Source organism: Bartonella sp. AP36NXGY, from assembly GCF_042195865.1.
GTDB lineage: Bacteria > Pseudomonadota > Alphaproteobacteria > Rhizobiales > Rhizobiaceae > Bartonella.
Genome location: NZ_JBHIPD010000007.1, coordinates 13,928 through 31,682, shown reverse-complemented (window position 1 = coordinate 31,682; position 17,755 = coordinate 13,928). Strand labels below are relative to the sequence as shown.

Genomic DNA, 17,755 nt, shown 5'->3' with positions numbered 1-17,755 from the left:
GAATTATAATAAAATGATGAATCTTATTACACAAACAACAGATCTTGAAATTGCACTTAACGCTCTACGTACCTCTGATTTTGTAACAGTCGATACTGAGTTTATCCGCGAAACAACTTTTTGGCCTCAACTGTGTTTAATACAGCTCGCCTCACCAGATGTTACAGTTTTGATTGATCCCATAGCACCAGATATTGATTTACAACCATTTTTTGACCTTATGGTCGATAAAAAAGTTGTAAAAGTTTTTCATGCTGCGCGCCAAGATATTGAAACAATTTATCACCTTGGAGGTGTTATTCCTTCCCCTCTCTTTGATACGCAAATAGCAGGATCCATTTGTGGATTTGGTGATTCTATCTCCTATGATCAAATTGTACAACGCTGTACAGGGCATCATCTTGATAAATCCTCCCGCTTTACAGACTGGAGTTACCGCCCTTTGTCTGAAAAACAACTGCTCTATGCACTTTCCGATGTAACTTACTTAAGAGATGTTTACTTGTTATTGAAAAAAAGGTTAGAGAAAAATCAACGAGCTCACTGGATGGATGATGAAATAACAATCCTTTTAAATCCTAAAACCTATGATATGCCAGAAGATGAAGCATGGAAAAAAGTGAAAGGAAAAATTAAAAAGCCACGTGAACTTGCTGTATTACAAAAGATAGCAGCTTGGCGGGAACGTGAAGCACGAAAATACAATATGCCACGTCGTCATATCATAAAAGATGAATGTCTTATAGAAATAGCAACCCAACAACCAAAAGATGAATCTGCATTAAAACGGTTGCGCAGTCTTAATAAGAACTGGGATAAACTCTCAATTGCTCAATCATTAATCAAAGCTGTCCACGAAGGATTAGAGGTGGATCTTTCTACTTTACCCCCCATTCCTAAACATAATCCACTCAATGATACGACAGCCGCTGTTATCGATCTGCTCAAAGTGTTATTAAAAATTGTTGCAAATGAAAACAGCATTGCCCCTAAAATTATTGCAACATCTAATGATTTAGAAAAAATTGCCAATGGAGGAATAAAGAAAAATATTCCCGCTATGAATGGCTGGCGCTATGAAATATTTGGTAAAAAAGCCGAACAACTGCTAAAGGGCCAGATAGGGTTTTACTTTAACGATGGAAAAATAAGCACAAAACAGCTTTAATTTACATTTTCATTTTGAAAAATCCATTACGCTACTCATTATCTACATCAATTGGTATGCCCTATAGGCCAACGCAAACAGGATAAATAAAGCCTACTTCTGACAAAGTTAAAAAATTAAATAGTAAACTCTTATTAAAATGATAGCTAAATCTTTATCAGGTCAATTAAATAGAAATCCCATTAAAAATAATCTAAAAAAACAGACAGTTCCTTATTTAAAAGTTTTGAAAAAAAAAGTTCTGATAATAAAAGCGCATTCATTACAAAAATAGCAGCCTAGAAATAGGAACAAACAAAGATATAATGCCTCACGTCACCATATCGTATTAAAAACTACCAAGATTGCAATCTAACAATCAAAAACGAGCCAGCATAACAACTAAAATACCTAACAAAAGCAATATATTGATTTCTAACGATAATCTAGCGTTATTTATATTGAATTAGACCTCCGAATATCGTAAGATTCTCTCATTCCATCTCAATAAGACTCATAAAGTTTCACATAAGAAATTATATGATAAAGCGCTGTTTTTTATAAATTAAACACCTTTCAAAGGATTCGAAAATCATGGTTAATAAATAGTTGTGATTTATTTCTATTTTTTATAGTGAAAGGATTTTATAATGACTGAAATGATATTCTTTTGACAGACCGTGAAAGTGCAAAACTGTTTCATATGAGTATTTCAACATTCCAGCGTCATGTAACCAATGGATCTCTCCCAAAATCTTTAAAACTTGTTTTTTATCGCGTTGGTTACAATCGTAATCTTATCAAGATAATCGAGCAAGCTAAACAGAAACGTTATAACGACGCAGCATAAAAAGAAAACCTTTTCACGTAAAAATGGACAAAACTTTTCATTTTCACATGAAGCTTATGAAGTGAAAAATCCATCCTGTGATGCAAGTAACAGAATAAAAAATTATGTTTTCTTTTATGAATGCTCAGGCATTACAAATGCTTTGCGTGGTGTCTAGCATGGGCGTTATGGAACAAGTCCTATTGTCCAGCTCATGATGATAGGCTACCTAGTTTATCCCTCGTCAATGGCCCTATTATTAAGACATAAAACACGAATAGATTAGGAAAAAAATCAAAAAATTTCAAAAGCGAGAGGTTGTTTTATTATTTTTGATAACTTCTGTAATCGTCCAAGAGGACGTTCTCCTAATAACCCAGCGTAATTCTTTGGGATCTGCAGGATAATATGATCTGCTTTTTTATGCCACAATAAATGAGGTAAAATTCCTGCAACAGAAGCACTAAAAAGATGAGCAATACGCATAGTTTCGCCAAGAATACGTGCTTTTTCAATTATATTTTGAGTTGCTAATTGAAAAATGGGAAGAGATTCTTTATCAACCAATAAACTCGTATTGCGAAAAAAAACAGCAAGTGCCGCATAAAGGCGCCCTTCATGAGAAATTCCTGGATAAGATCCTAAAGCTATTTGATTTGCTGCTTCATTGCCTCGATAATCTGGATGTATACGCCAACCAATATCCGCAAGAAGACAAGCGGCTTGACGATAACGGCATTCATTTTCGGTTTCTGAAATTCCAAAAACTTCAAAAGCATTCGTCGTAAAATCAATGAGTTCTTCTGCTTGTTTTGGTGAACGTGCCCGTAAAATAGCCATTTCTGTGCATGCTGCAATGAGAGGATCTGAAAGCCGAATCGCCTGCGGCAAACGTGAATAAAGAAAACCTTCACGAACGCCAGCACCAGAAAAGATTATCTTTTCAAACTCCATACACTGAATGAGTTCAATAAGAACTATTGCCCCATAAGATAAAAGTTTTCGACGATTCTGAGAAACCGCTGCAATCCCTCTCATATTATCAATATTGCCACGTGCTACAAGACGTAAAAAGTTCTCCATTTCAACGGCATCAACTTCATAGCCATGCATAACAGGGAGCCGATAGTGTTTCATTGCCATATGGAGTTTTGCCAAATTACGCCATGTCCCCCCTACTGCATAAAAATAACGTGCTATACCTTTACGAGTACGAACAACAGACGATTTATAAAATTGCTCATGTACAATTTTTGTAGCTACAGCACTATCATTATTTGACATATACTGTAGCCTTAAACCACCCAATGGGAGCGTTATCCCTTCACCAACATCAGAATGATCAATATCAATCAGCTCAAGACTTCCACCACCAAGATCCCCAGAAATACCTTTTGGTTGATAAAAAGTAGACACAACTCCATATGCTGAATACATAGCTTCTTCACTTCCTGAAAGAAGATATATTTTATTTTGCAAAATATCTTCAGCATGCTGAATAAATGCTACGCCATTCTGTGCATCTCGTGCTGCTGCTGTTGCTAAAGTATAGACCTCATCTGCCCCAATCTGTCGACAAAGCGTACGAAACCGTTTCAGTGTTTGCAACGCCATTTTCATCGATTTTTCTTCTAAAAATCCTGTTTTCGCCACACCATGACCGAGACCACAAAGAATCTTTTCATTAAATAAAACTGTTGGTGATCGAACAAGCCCCTCATAAATAACCAACCGAACAGAATTTGAGCCAATGTCAATAACAGCAACAGGCTTACGCCCTTTTAACCGACCTTGAGCATCTCTATATGTCATTGGATTTTAGTCTTTATGTATTTCGGCTTGTTGCCGATGCAACGCAACCAAGCGCGAAACAGAAGACTCAAAAGACTCATTTTCCCCCGCAAAACTTGTATTGGCCATAAAATACTCCTGCGCATTAAATAGACTTTCACCTATCTGCGGTGTAATACGTTTTGATGTTCCATCCTTAAGTATATCAAAGCTTTGTTGATTATCAATGATATTAGCTAACATAATCTGTAAAAGAATTTTTTGACGCACTATTTTATTAAAAACCGGAACCAATATTTCAATACGATAGTCCAAATTACGAGGCATCATATCAGCAGAGCCTAAGTAAACGAGTGCATTTTCATTAGGCAAATCTTGACCATTCCCAAAACAAAAAATGCGACTATGTTCAAGAAAACGCCCGACAATTGATTTTACACGAATATTATCCGAAATTCCTAGAATACCAGGACGTAAACAACATATCCCCCGCACAACCAAATCAATTTGCACCCCTGCTTGACTGGCACGATATAAAGCATCAATAATTTCAGGATCAACCAATGCATTAACTTTCATCCAAATAGCAGCAAACCTTCCCTGTTGTGCATGAACAATTTCTCCCTCAATATGCTCTAAGATACGACCACGCAGTGTTAAGGGTGAAAAAGCAATCTTCATTGTTTCATTTGGACGCTCATATTGCGCAATATAATTGAATAATAACGCAACATCATGAGCGATATCATCATCCGTGGAAAAAAAAGAAAGATCGGTATAAGTTTTAGCATTAATGGGATGATAATTTCCTGTTCCAAGATGAACATAAGAGCGAAGACGTTTTCCCTCACGTCTCACAACTAATGACATCTTAGCATGCGTTTTTAATGCAATAAAACCAAAAATAACTTGAACCCCAGCACATTCAAGATCCCTGGCCCAACGAATATTTGCTTCCTCATCAAAACGTGCTTTAAGTTCTACCAAAGCAGTCACAGACTTTCCCTGTTCAGCTGCTTTAATCAAAGCGCCAACAATTGGACTATCATTTGATGTACGATAAAGTGTTTGTTTTATTTCTACAACATCAGGATCGCAAGCAGCTTGACGTAAAAATTGGACAACAACATCAAATGTCTCATAGGGGTGATGAATCACAATATCATTTTCACGAATAGCCGCAAAACAATCCCCTTTATGTTTACGAATACATTCTGGAACACGAGAAATATAAGGAATAAATTTAAGATCATCGCGGGGAATAGAAACAATTTCTGATACCGTATTAAGCGCTAAAAATCCGTCAAGGACATTAATACAATTATCAGGAACAGCGAGACTATTCGCTATAAATTGGCGTAAACTCTCTGGCATTTTTGCGTCAAACTCAACTCGAATAACCTGCCCACGGCGCCGCCTTTTAAGAGCAGTTTCAAAAAAATGAACAAGATCCTCAGCTTCTTCTTCTACTTCAATATCGCTATCTCGGATTATTCTAAATGTACCAATTCCTTTAACCTCATAGTTAGGAAATACATGTTTAATAAAAAGGCAAATAACATCTTCAGATGCGATAAAACGAAAATGATTACCTTCTTGAGGAAGAAGAACGAAACGCCTTAAAAGCATTGAAATAGACAACAACACTGTGTGTGAATTCTGATCAGTTTCTCCAGACAATTGAAGCCCAATAGAAAGCCCTAAATTAGGAATAAATGGAAAAGGATGAGTAGAATCAACAGGTAAAGGTTTTAAAACAGGAAAAATTGTCTCAAGAAAATATTTTTCAAGCCATGATTTTTCAATTTCTGAAAGATCATCAGAACAAATAATTTCAATATCATTCTTTTTTAATTCATCACGTAAAACATTCAATTCTCGTAGTTGGTGAGCCTGCAGCTTTGAAATCTCAGCTAATACAATATCAAGTTGTTCCTGTGGAGTGTGCCCATCTGCACTGCACGCTGTAACGCGAGCACGAATTTGAGCTGCTAGTCCTGCAACACGAACCATAAAAAACTCATCAAGATTTGCAGCTGAAATAGAAAGAAATTGTAGACGTTCTAATAAAGGATGTTTCGAATTAGCCGCTTCCATCAAAACACGATTATTAAATTGTAGCCATGAAAACTCTCGATTAATAAATCGTACCGGATTTTTCATTGTTATATTCGATATAGAAATTTTATCTACCACCCTCTGTTCCATATATCCTAAATAATTTTCTTTTATATTTTCTAAAATCCTTGACGAAATATCTCACATAACATTTGATAATATGTTATCATCATAATAATATATCAATGCCTAACTTCCCTCATCATTTTTCCATTTAATATTTAAAAGTACTTGGAATTATTGCTATGCGCAAAGCACTAAAAGTAAGACAACTATTCTAATATAGCATAAAAGAAGAGAAATTTGTCTTAAAAAGCAGCTTGCATTATTATACGCTTTATTACAAACTCACGCCTATAAAATAGAAGAGCCCAATCATAGCTGATGAGAAAATTTATTCTGGAGTTTGTATGCCATGGCTGATCACAATATTCCTCATTTCCAAAATGACCTTGGATATAAAACAATCGAAATTGGTGTGAAAGAATTTATGTGTGTAGGCGCTACACACCCATTCGATCATCCTCATATCTTTATCGATATGGGAGCAGCAGATGAGAAAATTTGCCCTTACTGCTCAACCCTTTATCGTTATGTTCCCTCGCTATCATACGATCAAACAAACCCAACAGGATGCTTATATCATCCAGAAAAGCTATTATAATTGCGTTTTTTGGCTTTCTTAATAACCCCTCTTTTAATTCTGCTTGTTTAATATGAAATCATTTGTGGAACAATCACCCATCATCGTTGGAGGAGGAATTGCTGGTTTAAGCACTGCTTTAGCACTCGCTCATAAAGGAATTGCAAGCACCATTATCGAAAAGTGTAAGCAACTTGAAACGATAGGCGCTGGTATTCAACTGACACCAAATGCAACATCTATTCTTGCTCGCTGGAAACTTCTTAACAAACTCACTAAAGTCGCGACAATCCCATATTTTCTTGAGTTAAAAGATGGATTATCTTTAAAAATACATCTACGGGCTCATCTTATTAATCTAACAGAAAAATATTGGAAAGCCCCTTATATGACGATTCACCGCGCGGCTTTACAAAAAATTTTATATAATGCAGTGATTGAAAATCCTTTGATCAAATACAAAGCAGGCGAAACGATTGTATCTTCTACCCAATCGGCAACCAACATTAAAATCACGACAATAAAAACAGATACGGCAATAGAACAGCTTTATTCAACGCCCCTCTTGATCGGATGTGATGGCATTTGGTCAACATTACGGCAACAATCTCCTTTTCATGAAAAAGCAAATTTTAGTGGCTTTATTGCTTGGCGTGCAACAACAACATCTGATAATCTTCCTCAAAACTTTCGTTCTTCATTGCAAAATATGAAGACAATTACGGCTTGGATGGGACCAAAAAATCATCTTGTTGTCTACCCCATTCAATCGTCAGAAAAAATTTTTAATTTTGTCGCCATTACGCATGGAGAAAGTTCAAAAGAAGGATGGGCCCATAAAGGAGATAAAGAAAAACTCAAATCTCTTTTTAAAGATTGGAATTCAAAAATCTTACAAATCTTCGATCATATTGATGAATGGAGTTATTGGCCACTTTTTCAAATGAAACAAAATCGTTTTATCGGTTTAGAGAGACAAGTATTTGTTGGCGATTGCGCACATGCTGCCTTACCTTTTGCAGCACAAGGTGCCGCTATGGCAATCGAAGATGCCGCCACATTAGCAAAAGCACTTTCATTGAAAGATTTTTCATTAACGAAAGCACTTTCGCTTTACGAAACAACACGCACCCCGCGTATTGCAGCAGTAAAAAAACGCGGAGATTTCAATAGATTAGCCTATCACGCAACCGGTCCCATAGCAATTGCACGCAATCTCATGATGAAAATTCGTACACCAGAGAGCATTATGTCAGATCTCAATTGGCTTTACATGTATGATGCGATGAATTCTATAAAAAATAATGATAAAAACTTATAAAATTCTTCCGGCACTTTGAATATTACGAAAGAACGAGATTTTTTTAATTTTATGACACTAAAAAATATCATAATTTACTCTAATAAAAGCAATATTTTTCGAAACCTACAATCCGATTTTAAAAGCTCCATTTTTAGCTCTCCTAAAAGCAAAAACACCACTCAAAATCAGCTCCCATCTTTAATCTTTCTTTAACTCAATTCTACATCAACAACACCCTGAATTAATTTCATAGCATTTGCGACATGTGAATTTACCTTATATCGCTTAGGAAGTGCAATTTCGACTTCTCGCAATCCATCCTCTTGAATTAAAATAAGCCCAACCTCTCCATTCCCCCCAAGATTTAAATTTTGTTCAATTTGTGGAAGCATATCAACTGTTTTTATAAAGAGACGCATCATTTTATGCTGTTGTAATGATTCATTTTCCAAAGACTGAATTGTTTCAATTCGCAAACTAACTCCTTCAGAACGATTTTCTGCGCTCACCGTAATAATAAAAGATTTTCCGGGTTCTAGCATCTCTTCATAATCCGAGAGTGCCTCAGAAAAGAGAACTGCTTCATATTGTCCACTTGTATCAGAAAAATGAATAATTCCCATTTTTTTACCAGATTTTGTTTTGCGCACGTTTTTTGCCACAACAGTTCCAGCAAGCCGTGCAGCCGTTGCTCCCCCTTTAACGGCATTGGCAAAATTACCCCAAGTCTGAATGCGTTTTTTGTTCAGAATAGCTTGATACTCCTCCAAAGGATGCGCAGAAAAGTAAAAACCTATAGCTTGAAATTCTCGATAAAGTTTCTCAGCCGGCAACCAAGGGGTTGTTTGCGATAAAATCAATGGTTCTTTTAATCCGCCTGCCATTCCAAATATATCAACCTGCCCGCTAGAATTGTCATCGAGAATACGAAGTGCACGCGCATGAAGGGTTCCAAGATTGGCTAATAAAACCTCACGTGCAATGTTAAAACAATCAAAAGCACCAGCACAAACTAAACTTTCCATCGCACGCTTATTAACAATACGAGGATCAACACGCGCACAAAAATCTTCCAAATCCTTAAAAATCTTACTCCCACGACAAGAAACAATATGATCTACAACAGTTTCTCCCACACCTTTAATGGCAGCAAGAGAATAATAAATACAATTATCACCAACCTCAAAAACACGATGAGATGTTTGTATAGAAGGTGCAATAACTTCAATACCCAACCTTAATGCTTCACGCCGAAAATCATTGAGCTTATCTGTATTCGTCATATCATATGTCATTGAAGCAGCTAAAAACTCAACGGGATAGTTTGCTTTCATATAAGCCGTTTGGTAAGAAACAATTGCATAAGCAGCAGCGTGCGATTTATTAAAACCATAATCGGCAAATTTTGCTAAAAGATCAAAGATAATATCAGCTTGATCTTTATCCACGCCACCTGCAACAGCTCCATTGACAAAACGCGTACGCTGTTTTTGCATTTCAGCATGAATTTTTTTCCCCATAGCACGACGTAGTAAATCAGCTTCTCCAAGCGAATAGCCAGCAAGAACCTGAGCAATCTGCATCACCTGTTCTTGATAGACAATAACACCTTGTGTTTCTTTGATCAGATGATCTATCTTAGGATGAATAGAAGCAATTTCCTCTTCCCCATGTTTGCGTGCATTATAGGTTGGAATATTCTCCATTGGACCTGGACGATAAAGTGCAACCAGCGCAATAATATCTTCAATACGGTCTGGCTTCATTCCAATCAACGCCTTGCGCATACCAGAACTTTCCACCTGAAACACGCCAACCGTTTCACCACGTGCCATCATAGCGTAGGTTGCTTCATCATTCAGAGGAATATTTGATAAATCTATTTTAATCCCCTTTCTGGCAACAAAATCGACTGCCATTTTCAAAACAGTAAGCGTTTTTAATCCAAGAAAATCAAATTTTACCAGCCCCGCTTGTTCAACATATTTCATGTTAAATTGTGTAACAGGCATATCAGAACGAGGATCACGATACATCGGGACAAGCTCCCAAAGTGGACGATCTCCGATAACAATCCCAGCAGCATGAGTTGAAGCATGACGATAAAGTCCCTCCAACTGAAGCGCTATATCTAATGCGCGTCCAACAACGGGATCTTTTTTCTTTTCTTCTTCAAATTTAGGTTCATCCTTAATAGCATCTGCTAATTCTACCTGACTTCCTGGGGTGGCAGGAATTAATTTTGTAAGATAATCCACCTGACGATAAGGAACTTCTAAAACACGCCCCACATCACGCAAAACTGCACGTGCCTGTAACTTACCAAAAGTAATAATTTGAGCAACTTGATCACGTCCATATTTTTTTTGAACATATTGAATAACTTCTTCGCGCCGCTCTTGACAAAAGTCGATATCAAAATCTGGCATCGAAACACGATCTGGATTCAGAAAACGTTCAAAGAGAAGAGAAAACCGCAAGGGATCCACATCAGTAATCGTCAATGCATAAGCAACAAGTGAACCAGCACCAGAACCCCGGCCTGGTCCAACGGGAATGTCATGAACCTTTGCCCATTTTATGAAATCTGAAACGATAAGAAAATATCCAGAAAATTGCATACGCGTAATAACTGAAATTTCATAATCAAGCCGCTGTTCATAATCTGCAATCGTATACCCTTCAGCCAACCCTATTGTTTCAAGCCGAATCTTCAAACCATCTTTAGCCTGATTTAATAACTCACTATCTTCTATTTCTAAAGTAGTTTCTGAATTAACAGATTGTTCTATAAAACGAGGCAATATCGGTTTTCGAAGAGGCGAGGCAATATGACAACGCAATGCAATTTCAACACTATTTTCCAAAGCTTCTGGAAGATCAGAAAACAGTGTAACCATTTCATCTTGTGACTTCAAATAATGATCTGGTGTCACACGTTTGCGATCTGGATTAGAGACAATTTGTCCTTCTGAAACAGCCATCAGCGCATCATGCGCTTCATACCCTTCTCTTTGCAGAAAAAAAGCTTCATTCGTTGCTACAAGAGGAATTTCATGCGCATAAGCCAATTCAATAAGATCAGCTTCTACTCTCCGGTCATAAGAGCCATGCCGTTGTAACTCCACATAAAGACGATCAGCAAAAGATTTTTTCAAATAAATTAAGCGCTCAACAGCATGTTCTTTTTTCTCTTCTGCCAAAGAAAGATTAATAGGTCCTCCCTTTCCACCCGTTAAAGCGATTATGCCTTCACTGTGTTCTGACAACCAATCAGCTTTAATATGAGGAGGATCAGTATCACACTTATCAAGATAAGCACGGCTCACAAGACGAACCAAATGAGCATAACCGGTTTCGCTAGCAGCCAAAAGAACAATAGAGCAAAAATCAGAAGGATTACGCCATTTAGCCAAACGTGAATGATCATTTTCATCACAAAAATCAACAGTAAGCTGACAACCAATAATAGGTTGGACCCCATGAGAAAGACAATGCTGTGAAAATTCCAAAGCACCAAATAAATTATTGGTATCGGTAATAGCAACCGCTGGTGCATGATCTGAAATTGTCTGTTGAATAATTTGGGGGATTTTTAAAGCCCCTTCGAGCAAGGAATAAGCTGAATGCACTCTCAAATGAATAAAGCGAGGAAGAGAATTTTTGTTCTCTTGCATTTGCATTTTATTTTTTACCACTCTCACAATTTCCCACTACAAAATAAATGCTAAACAGCACCCCTTATAAAAGAAAAAACTTCTGTTCATCATCAAACTTTAAAGCTATAAATTCATCATCCTACATAGGAGCAATATCCCAATTTTATTAATATTTATAAGAGAGTTCTATCAAGAAAATGCTTCTATTCACAGCAAATAAACACCTAAAATAAAAAGAAAAACAATATACCTCATCTAAGTACTTTAATTTTTGACCATTTATTTAATTTTTGACCATTTAATTGTATTTTTCTTTAAATATTAATTTCTCTTCCTAAAGTTCAATGTGTAAATAAAGCAACCTTGTCTTTATGACTTTATCCCCAAAAAGCTCTTCTAAAGGTCTAGAAAAAACAAAAAGGGCAGGTTAAATTTGCTCATGCCTCCAAGTCTTCTTACCCCACTTTTTAATTCTATCCGAACTCTTTCTGGTATTACACCTAAAGTCTATGGTTTATTGACCAAACTCTTAGATGTTAATCCCACACAACGCGAAGCAACCCTTATTGACCTTCTTCAATTAATGCCCCATTCCGTTATAGACCGCAGAATGCGTCCCAACATTACTTGTGCAAAAGAAGGAGATACTGTTACGCTCGAAATTATCATCGATCAACATCAACCACCACCCCGTGGTCACAACCGAATTCCCTATCGTGTTATTGCCCATGATCACACAGGAAAAATAAATTTAGTCTTTTTTCATGCTCAACCTCTTTGGCTAAAAAAACAACTCCCCGAAGGAAAAAAAGTCATTATATCAGGAAAAGTTGAATGGTTTAATGGACAGCTTTCAATGGCGCATCCAGACTATATTGCCCCAAGCGAACAATCAAATCAGATACCTCTGATCGAACCTGTCTATCCCTCTACTGCAGGACTAACTGTAAAGACACTAAGACGCGCCATACAAAACACTCTTGATTTTATTCCTCTCCTCCCAGAATGGATAGATGAAAATGTAAAAAAGCAGCAAAATTTTCCTTCTTTTTCTGTTGCTTTACGCCGTATCCATGCGCCCATTAACCCCAATGATCTATCCTTAGAAAGTACAGCACGCAAACGTCTTGCCTATGATGAATTGCTCGCTTGTCAATTGGCACTAGGACTCGTGCGTTTGAAAACTAAATCTCTTGTTGGCACTTCTCGACCATCAACAGGAATTTATACTAAAAAATTGCTTAATATCCTCCCCTTTCAACTCACAACCGGACAAAAAAAAGCAGTAGAAGATATCGCAAATGATCTTGCTTCACCAGAACCGATGCTAAGACTACTTCAAGGTGATGTAGGCGCAGGAAAAACTGTTGTTGCATTGATGGCAATGGCACAAATTGCTGAAAATTCAGGACAATCAGCTTTAATGGCACCAACTGAAGTGCTTGCTAGGCAACATTTTGCCACCATCGCTCCTCTTGCCGAAAAGGTCGGATTACAAACAACGCTTTTAACAGGACGAGAAAAAGGGAAATTGCGGACAAATATCGTGAATGATATTCTGTCAGGTCAAGTTTCTATTGTCATCGGAACCCATGCTCTCATACAAAACAGTGTTACTTATAATAATCTCGCTTTAACCATTATCGATGAACAACACCGTTTTGGTGTCCATCAACGTATCGCTCTTACAGAAAAAGGCAATAAAGCTGATATGCTGGTTATGACCGCCACGCCCATTCCGCGCACACTTGTCTTAACAGCTTTTGGTGATATGGATGTCTCTAAAATTACCGAAAAACCAATGGGACGACAACCCATTACAACAGCAACGCTTTCTTTGAAACGTCTTCATGAGCTTATAGCGAGAATCGCAATTGCATTAGAAAAAGGAGAAAAGCTCTATTGGATTTGTCCTTTAGTAGAGGAATCGACAGCTCTTGATCTCACTTCAATTGAAAACCGCTTTGCATTTCTCCATGAGCGCTTTGGAGCACACGTTGGTATGATCCATGGAAAAATGTCTACAGCAGAAAAAGAAGCCGCTATGGCATCTTTTAAATGTGGAAATACACGTATTTTAGTTGCAACCACCGTCATTGAAGTGGGAGTAGATATTCCAGATGCTTCGATCATTATCATCGAACACGCGGAACATTTTGGCCTTTCACAATTGCACCAATTACGTGGACGTGTAGGACGAGGCGATAAAAAATCTTCCTGCATTTTGCTCTATAAAGATCCACTGACTAAAACAGCAGCAACACGCCTTAATATTATCCGCAATACAGAAGATGGTTTTGAAATTGCTGAAGAAGATTGGCGCCTACGAGGCGAAGGAGAACTTTTAGGTACAAAACAATCCGGAGTCCCTGAATTTCATATAGCAAACCTTGCAGTTCATAGCGATCTTTTGTCAATGGCAAGAAAAGATGCTCGTTTATTTTTACAACGCGATCCTCATCTTTCTTCTGAGCAAGGACAAGCTTTACGGTTGCTCCTTTATCTTTTCGGACACAACGATGCTGCACGCCTCTTACGAGCAGGATAACAAAAACCCTCTAATAAAAAACTTAAATACCTCTCTGTTCAAATATGATTTTCTCTTAGAATTACCCATAAATGATCTACGCAGTCTCTTACCATCTTTATGCTTCATGAACGAATAACAAATCAACTGCATTAAAACAGTAGAAGCAATATTGCGTCTTTTTTTACCATTATATTCACATAACTGATCTATTTTTTGATAGGTAAGAAAATATTTTTCGTTTTATCGTAAAGGATTTAGGAATAAAAAACCTTTCTTCAGTATTCTCGTTCAACAGAGAAAAATGAAAAAATAAGTTTCATTATAAATCAATTTCTTACACTTGATTATTCTCCAAAAGATTCAGAAATATACTTTTATTCAACCGTGACTGATTTTGCTAAATTACGGGGTTGATCAACATCTGTTCCTAATAAAACAGCCGTATGATAAGCGATTAACTGAACAGGGAGTGCATAAATAATAGGAGAAATAAATTCTGGAACATCTGGCAAAGTGATCGTTGATAAAGTCTTAAGACAAGCTACTTCTGCTCCCTTTTTATCGGTTATTAAAATAATACGACCATTACGCGCTACCACTTCTTGCATATTAGAAAAAGTTTTTTCAAACCACCGATCATAAGGTGCAACAACAATAACGGGTATTGTCTCATCCACCAGAGCAATTGGTCCATGCTTTAATTCACCTGCCGCATAACCTTCAGCATGAATATAAGAAAGCTCTTTCAGTTTAAGAGCTCCCTCCAAAGCAATCGGATAAGAAGTTCCACGTCCCAGATAAAGAACACTTTTTGCATTCACCAAATCACGACAAATACATTCAATTTTTCTCTCTAATTTTAAGACCTCATTTAAAATACGTGGAACTTCTGCCAACTGTTGAACCAGTTGCTTTTCTATTTGAGCCGAAAGATAGCCACGTTGTTTAGCCGCACTAAGAGCGAGTGAAGCAAGCGTTGCCAATTGACAGGTAAAAGCTTTTGTTGAAGCAACACCTATTTCCGGTCCGGCAAGTGTTGGGAGAATAAAATCAGCCTCCCTTGCCATTGTTGATTGCTCTACATTCACAATTGTTGCTGTTTTTACACCCCGCTCACGACAATAACGCAAAGAAGCCAATGTATCAGCTGTCTCACCAGATTGAGAAACAAACAGCGATAACACATCAGACGTTATAGGAGGTTCACGATAACGAAACTCGGAAGCAACATCATTATCAACACTTAAAGCGGCAAATTTCTCAAACCAATAGCGCGCAACTAAGGTTGAATAATATGCCGTTCCACAACTCGCAAAAAGAAGCCGATGAATATTTTTCCAATCAATCAAATTCTCAAGCGGTCGAACCGCATAATTTCCAAGGTCAAGATAATGCGCCAAATTATGAGAAATCACTTCAGGTTGTTCAAACATTTCCTTGTGCATAAAATGACGATGATTACCCTTAGAAATCAATAAAGCCCCTTCAAGTAATGTCGTCACAGGACGTTTTACCGGTTGGTTGTTAGCATCATAAATTGTAACACCTTCCCGTGTGAGAACAGCCCAATCCCCATCTTCCATATAGCTAATATAATCAACGAATGGTGCCAAAGCAATCGCATCTGACCCCACAAAAAATTCATCTTTTCCATAACCAATTGCCAGAGGTGGACCAGAACAAGCCGCAATCATAAGGTTATCTTCACCTTCGAAAATAAGAGCAATAGCAAAAGCCCCCTGCAGCCTTTTCCAACTGGTACGTATGGCTTCTTGCGGAGAAAGACCATCTTTTAATGCACGCGTTATTAAATGTGCAATAACTTCCGTATCCGTCTCTGTTTCAAAGATACAACCATCCTCTATGAGTTCCTTTTGCAGTTCTACAAAATTTTCAATAATACCATTATGAACAATCGCAAGCTTTTCAGTCACATGGGGATGCGCATTGCGTTCAACAGCAATTCCATGCGTAGCCCAACGGGTATGACCAATCCCTAAACTTCCCTCCAGAGGTGTTTTTTTTAATTTTTCTTCTAAATGAACAAGCTTCCCCTCAGCACGTACACGATAAAGATGCCCATTATGGACCGTTGCCACCCCAGATGAATCATACCCTCTATATTCAAGACGTTTTAACCCCTCAACCAAAGAGGACGTAACACACCTCTTTCCAAGAACTCCAATAATTCCACACATTAAAAAGCTCCAACCCACATCTTAAGATTCAAATTTTACAAAACAATCCAACAGCCTTTATTTAAAACTATAAATAATAAAAATAATTCAAACATGGAATACGGCAATCTTTAAGAATAAATCTTCCATCCATCGTTAGATTAACACGAAACAAAAGAATAAGCTGAAAATAATCATTTTTTCTGTTTGTTTTCTAACAAACGCTCTCGAAATTTTGTCGCATAGCCCTCTTTTATAACCTGTCGTGCACGCCCAAAAGCCATACTGTTCATAGGAATATTTTCAGTAATAACACTTCCTGAAGCAACATAAGAGCCATCCCCTATTACCAATGGGGAAACAAGTGCCGTATTAGACCCAACAAAAGCATGATCACCAATCATGGTTTTATATTTGTTAAATCCATCATAATTGCAAGTAATCGTACCGGCTCCAATATTGGTATGTGCACCAATTTCGGCATCACCAATATAACTTAAATGATTGATTTTAGAAGATTCTCCTACCTTAGCTTGTTTGACTTCACAAAAATTTCCAATCTTTACGGACTTAGCCAACTCTGTTCCAGGACGCAAACGTGCATAGGGACCAATCTGTGCATCTCTACCAACCACAGCACCTTCGAGATAACTAAATGCATGAATAACCGCACCAGATTGTACTTTTACGTTTAACCCAAAATAAACATTTGGTTCTATCACCACCCCTGGTGCAATTTCTGTATCATAAGAAAAATAGAGTGTTTCTGGCTTTAAGAGTGTAACACCCGATAACATTAAATCGCGCGCTTTACGTTTTTGCCACAAAGAATCAGCCTCAGAAAGCTCAAGACCGTTGTTAATTCCTACAATATCTTCAAAAGGAACTTCAACAACACGCACATCTAATCCTTCGCGTGTTGCAAGAGAAGCAATATCTGTTAAGTAATATTCTTTTTTCACATTATTATTACCAACTTTCTCTAAAAGAGAAAGTGCATGTTTTCCACGCATAGCGAGTATTCCACCGTTACAAAAAGAAATCTTTTTTTCTTCATCGCTAGCGTCTTTTTCTTCTACAATTGCAATCAATTGACCATTTTTCTCGAGAAGACGCCCATAACCTGTTGGATGTTTGGTATGAAAACCTGCAAAAACAACATCTGCTCCTCCATCAGCAAGCTGTGCACGCATTTGGTGCAATGAATCTTGCTGAATGAGAGGAGTATCCCCAAAAACAATGAGCACATCATCCACCTCCTTTTGCAAAGCTAAACGAGCAGACAAAACAGCATGGGCAGTTCCTAAACGCTCTTTTTGTTCAAAAATCATTACATCTTTTACAAATGACTGAACAACGTGCATAACCTCCTTAGCACCATATCCCACAACAACCGCTAATTGTGAAGAGCCTGCCAATTCTATTTGTTTTAGAACATGGCATATAAGAGGCAATCCAGCAATTTTATGAAGTACCTTAGGCAGAGACGATTTCATGCGCGTCCCCTCACCTGCGGCAAGAACAATAGAAAGACAACTTCTAACCATAAAAACACATA

The 17,755-nt window shown here is 37.5% G+C and carries 9 protein-coding genes and 1 pseudogene; 5 read left to right on the top strand and 5 right to left on the bottom strand.

Annotated features, from left to right (window positions below; translation table 11 throughout):
* Window positions 1-13 precede the first annotated feature (13 nt).
* Window positions 14-1,168: a ribonuclease D gene (gene rnd, locus ACFINX_RS04335; protein WP_375611539.1), complete on the top strand. Its 1,155-nt coding sequence runs from the start codon at window positions 14-16 to the stop codon at window positions 1,166-1,168.
* 643 nt (window positions 1,169-1,811) lie between these two features.
* A pseudogene (locus ACFINX_RS04330) lies at window positions 1,812-1,997 on the top strand (helix-turn-helix transcriptional regulator).
* A gap of 273 nt (window positions 1,998-2,270) precedes the next feature.
* Here ACFINX_RS04330 and ppx read toward each other — a convergent pair.
* Both ppx and ACFINX_RS04320 read right to left on the bottom strand, forming a co-directional pair.
* The gene (ppx, locus tag ACFINX_RS04325; protein ID WP_375638213.1) at window positions 2,271-3,788 is read right to left on the bottom strand and encodes an exopolyphosphatase; all 1,518 of its coding nucleotides are present in this window, start codon (window positions 3,786-3,788) and stop codon (window positions 2,271-2,273) included.
* Window positions 3,789-3,794: 6 nt separating this feature from the next.
* Window positions 3,795-5,975 carry an RNA degradosome polyphosphate kinase gene (locus ACFINX_RS04320; protein ID WP_375668378.1) on the bottom strand — a complete coding sequence of 727 codons (2,181 nt, stop codon included), beginning with the start codon at window positions 5,973-5,975 and terminating at the stop codon, window positions 3,795-3,797.
* A gap of 325 nt (window positions 5,976-6,300) precedes the next feature.
* On the opposite strand from ACFINX_RS04320, the gene ACFINX_RS04315 reads away from it, so the two are divergent.
* Both ACFINX_RS04315 and ACFINX_RS04310 read left to right on the top strand, forming a co-directional pair.
* A complete protein-coding gene (locus ACFINX_RS04315; RefSeq protein WP_375611536.1) occupies window positions 6,301-6,549 on the top strand; it encodes a zinc-finger domain-containing protein in 249 nt (82 codons plus the stop codon).
* Window positions 6,550-6,601: 52 nt separating this feature from the next.
* Window positions 6,602-7,849 (top strand): FAD-binding protein, encoded by a 1,248-nt coding sequence (locus ACFINX_RS04310; protein ID WP_375668377.1) that lies wholly within the window; start codon window positions 6,602-6,604, stop codon window positions 7,847-7,849.
* Between the two features lie 191 nt (window positions 7,850-8,040).
* Here ACFINX_RS04310 and dnaE read toward each other — a convergent pair whose 3' ends face one another.
* On the bottom strand, window positions 8,041-11,508 hold the full coding sequence (dnaE, locus tag ACFINX_RS04305; RefSeq protein WP_375668388.1) for a DNA polymerase III subunit alpha: 3,468 nt from the start codon (window positions 11,506-11,508) through the stop codon (window positions 8,041-8,043).
* A 421-nt stretch (window positions 11,509-11,929) separates the two neighbouring features.
* Here dnaE and recG point away from each other — a divergent pair, with 421 nt between their 5' ends.
* Window positions 11,930-14,038, top strand: coding sequence for an ATP-dependent DNA helicase RecG (gene recG, locus ACFINX_RS04300; RefSeq protein ID WP_375613094.1), 2,109 nt, complete (start codon window positions 11,930-11,932; stop codon window positions 14,036-14,038).
* A gap of 356 nt (window positions 14,039-14,394) precedes the next feature.
* Here the strand turns inward: recG and glmS are convergent, their stop codons facing one another.
* A complete protein-coding gene (gene glmS, locus ACFINX_RS04295) occupies window positions 14,395-16,218 on the bottom strand; it encodes a glutamine--fructose-6-phosphate transaminase (isomerizing) (protein WP_375611533.1) in 1,824 nt (607 codons plus the stop codon).
* A gap of 173 nt (window positions 16,219-16,391) precedes the next feature.
* Window positions 16,392-17,744: a bifunctional UDP-N-acetylglucosamine diphosphorylase/glucosamine-1-phosphate N-acetyltransferase GlmU gene (gene glmU, locus ACFINX_RS04290; protein ID WP_375668376.1), complete on the bottom strand. Its 1,353-nt coding sequence runs from the start codon at window positions 17,742-17,744 to the stop codon at window positions 16,392-16,394.
* Window positions 17,745-17,755: the final 11 nt, after the last annotated feature.

Excerpts from the sequence above, each read along its gene's own strand:
- ACFINX_RS04315 (WP_375611536.1), top strand. The coding sequence starts at position 6,301 with ATGGCTGATCACAATATTCCTCATTTCCAAAATGACCTTGGATATAAA.
- glmS (WP_375611533.1), bottom strand. The coding sequence starts at position 16,218 with ATGTGTGGAATTATTGGAGTTCTTGGAAAGAGGTGTGTTACGTCCTCT.
- recG (WP_375613094.1), top strand. The coding sequence starts at position 11,930 with ATGCCTCCAAGTCTTCTTACCCCACTTTTTAATTCTATCCGAACTCTT.
- dnaE (WP_375668388.1), bottom strand. The coding sequence starts at position 11,508 with ATGCAAGAGAACAAAAATTCTCTTCCTCGCTTTATTCATTTGAGAGTG.
- rnd (WP_375611539.1), top strand. The coding sequence starts at position 14 with ATGATGAATCTTATTACACAAACAACAGATCTTGAAATTGCACTTAAC.
- ppx (WP_375638213.1), bottom strand. The coding sequence starts at position 3,788 with ATGACATATAGAGATGCTCAAGGTCGGTTAAAAGGGCGTAAGCCTGTT.
- ACFINX_RS04310 (WP_375668377.1), top strand. The coding sequence starts at position 6,602 with ATGAAATCATTTGTGGAACAATCACCCATCATCGTTGGAGGAGGAATT.
- glmU (WP_375668376.1), bottom strand. The coding sequence starts at position 17,744 with ATGGTTAGAAGTTGTCTTTCTATTGTTCTTGCCGCAGGTGAGGGGACG.
- ACFINX_RS04320 (WP_375668378.1), bottom strand. The coding sequence starts at position 5,975 with ATGGAACAGAGGGTGGTAGATAAAATTTCTATATCGAATATAACAATG.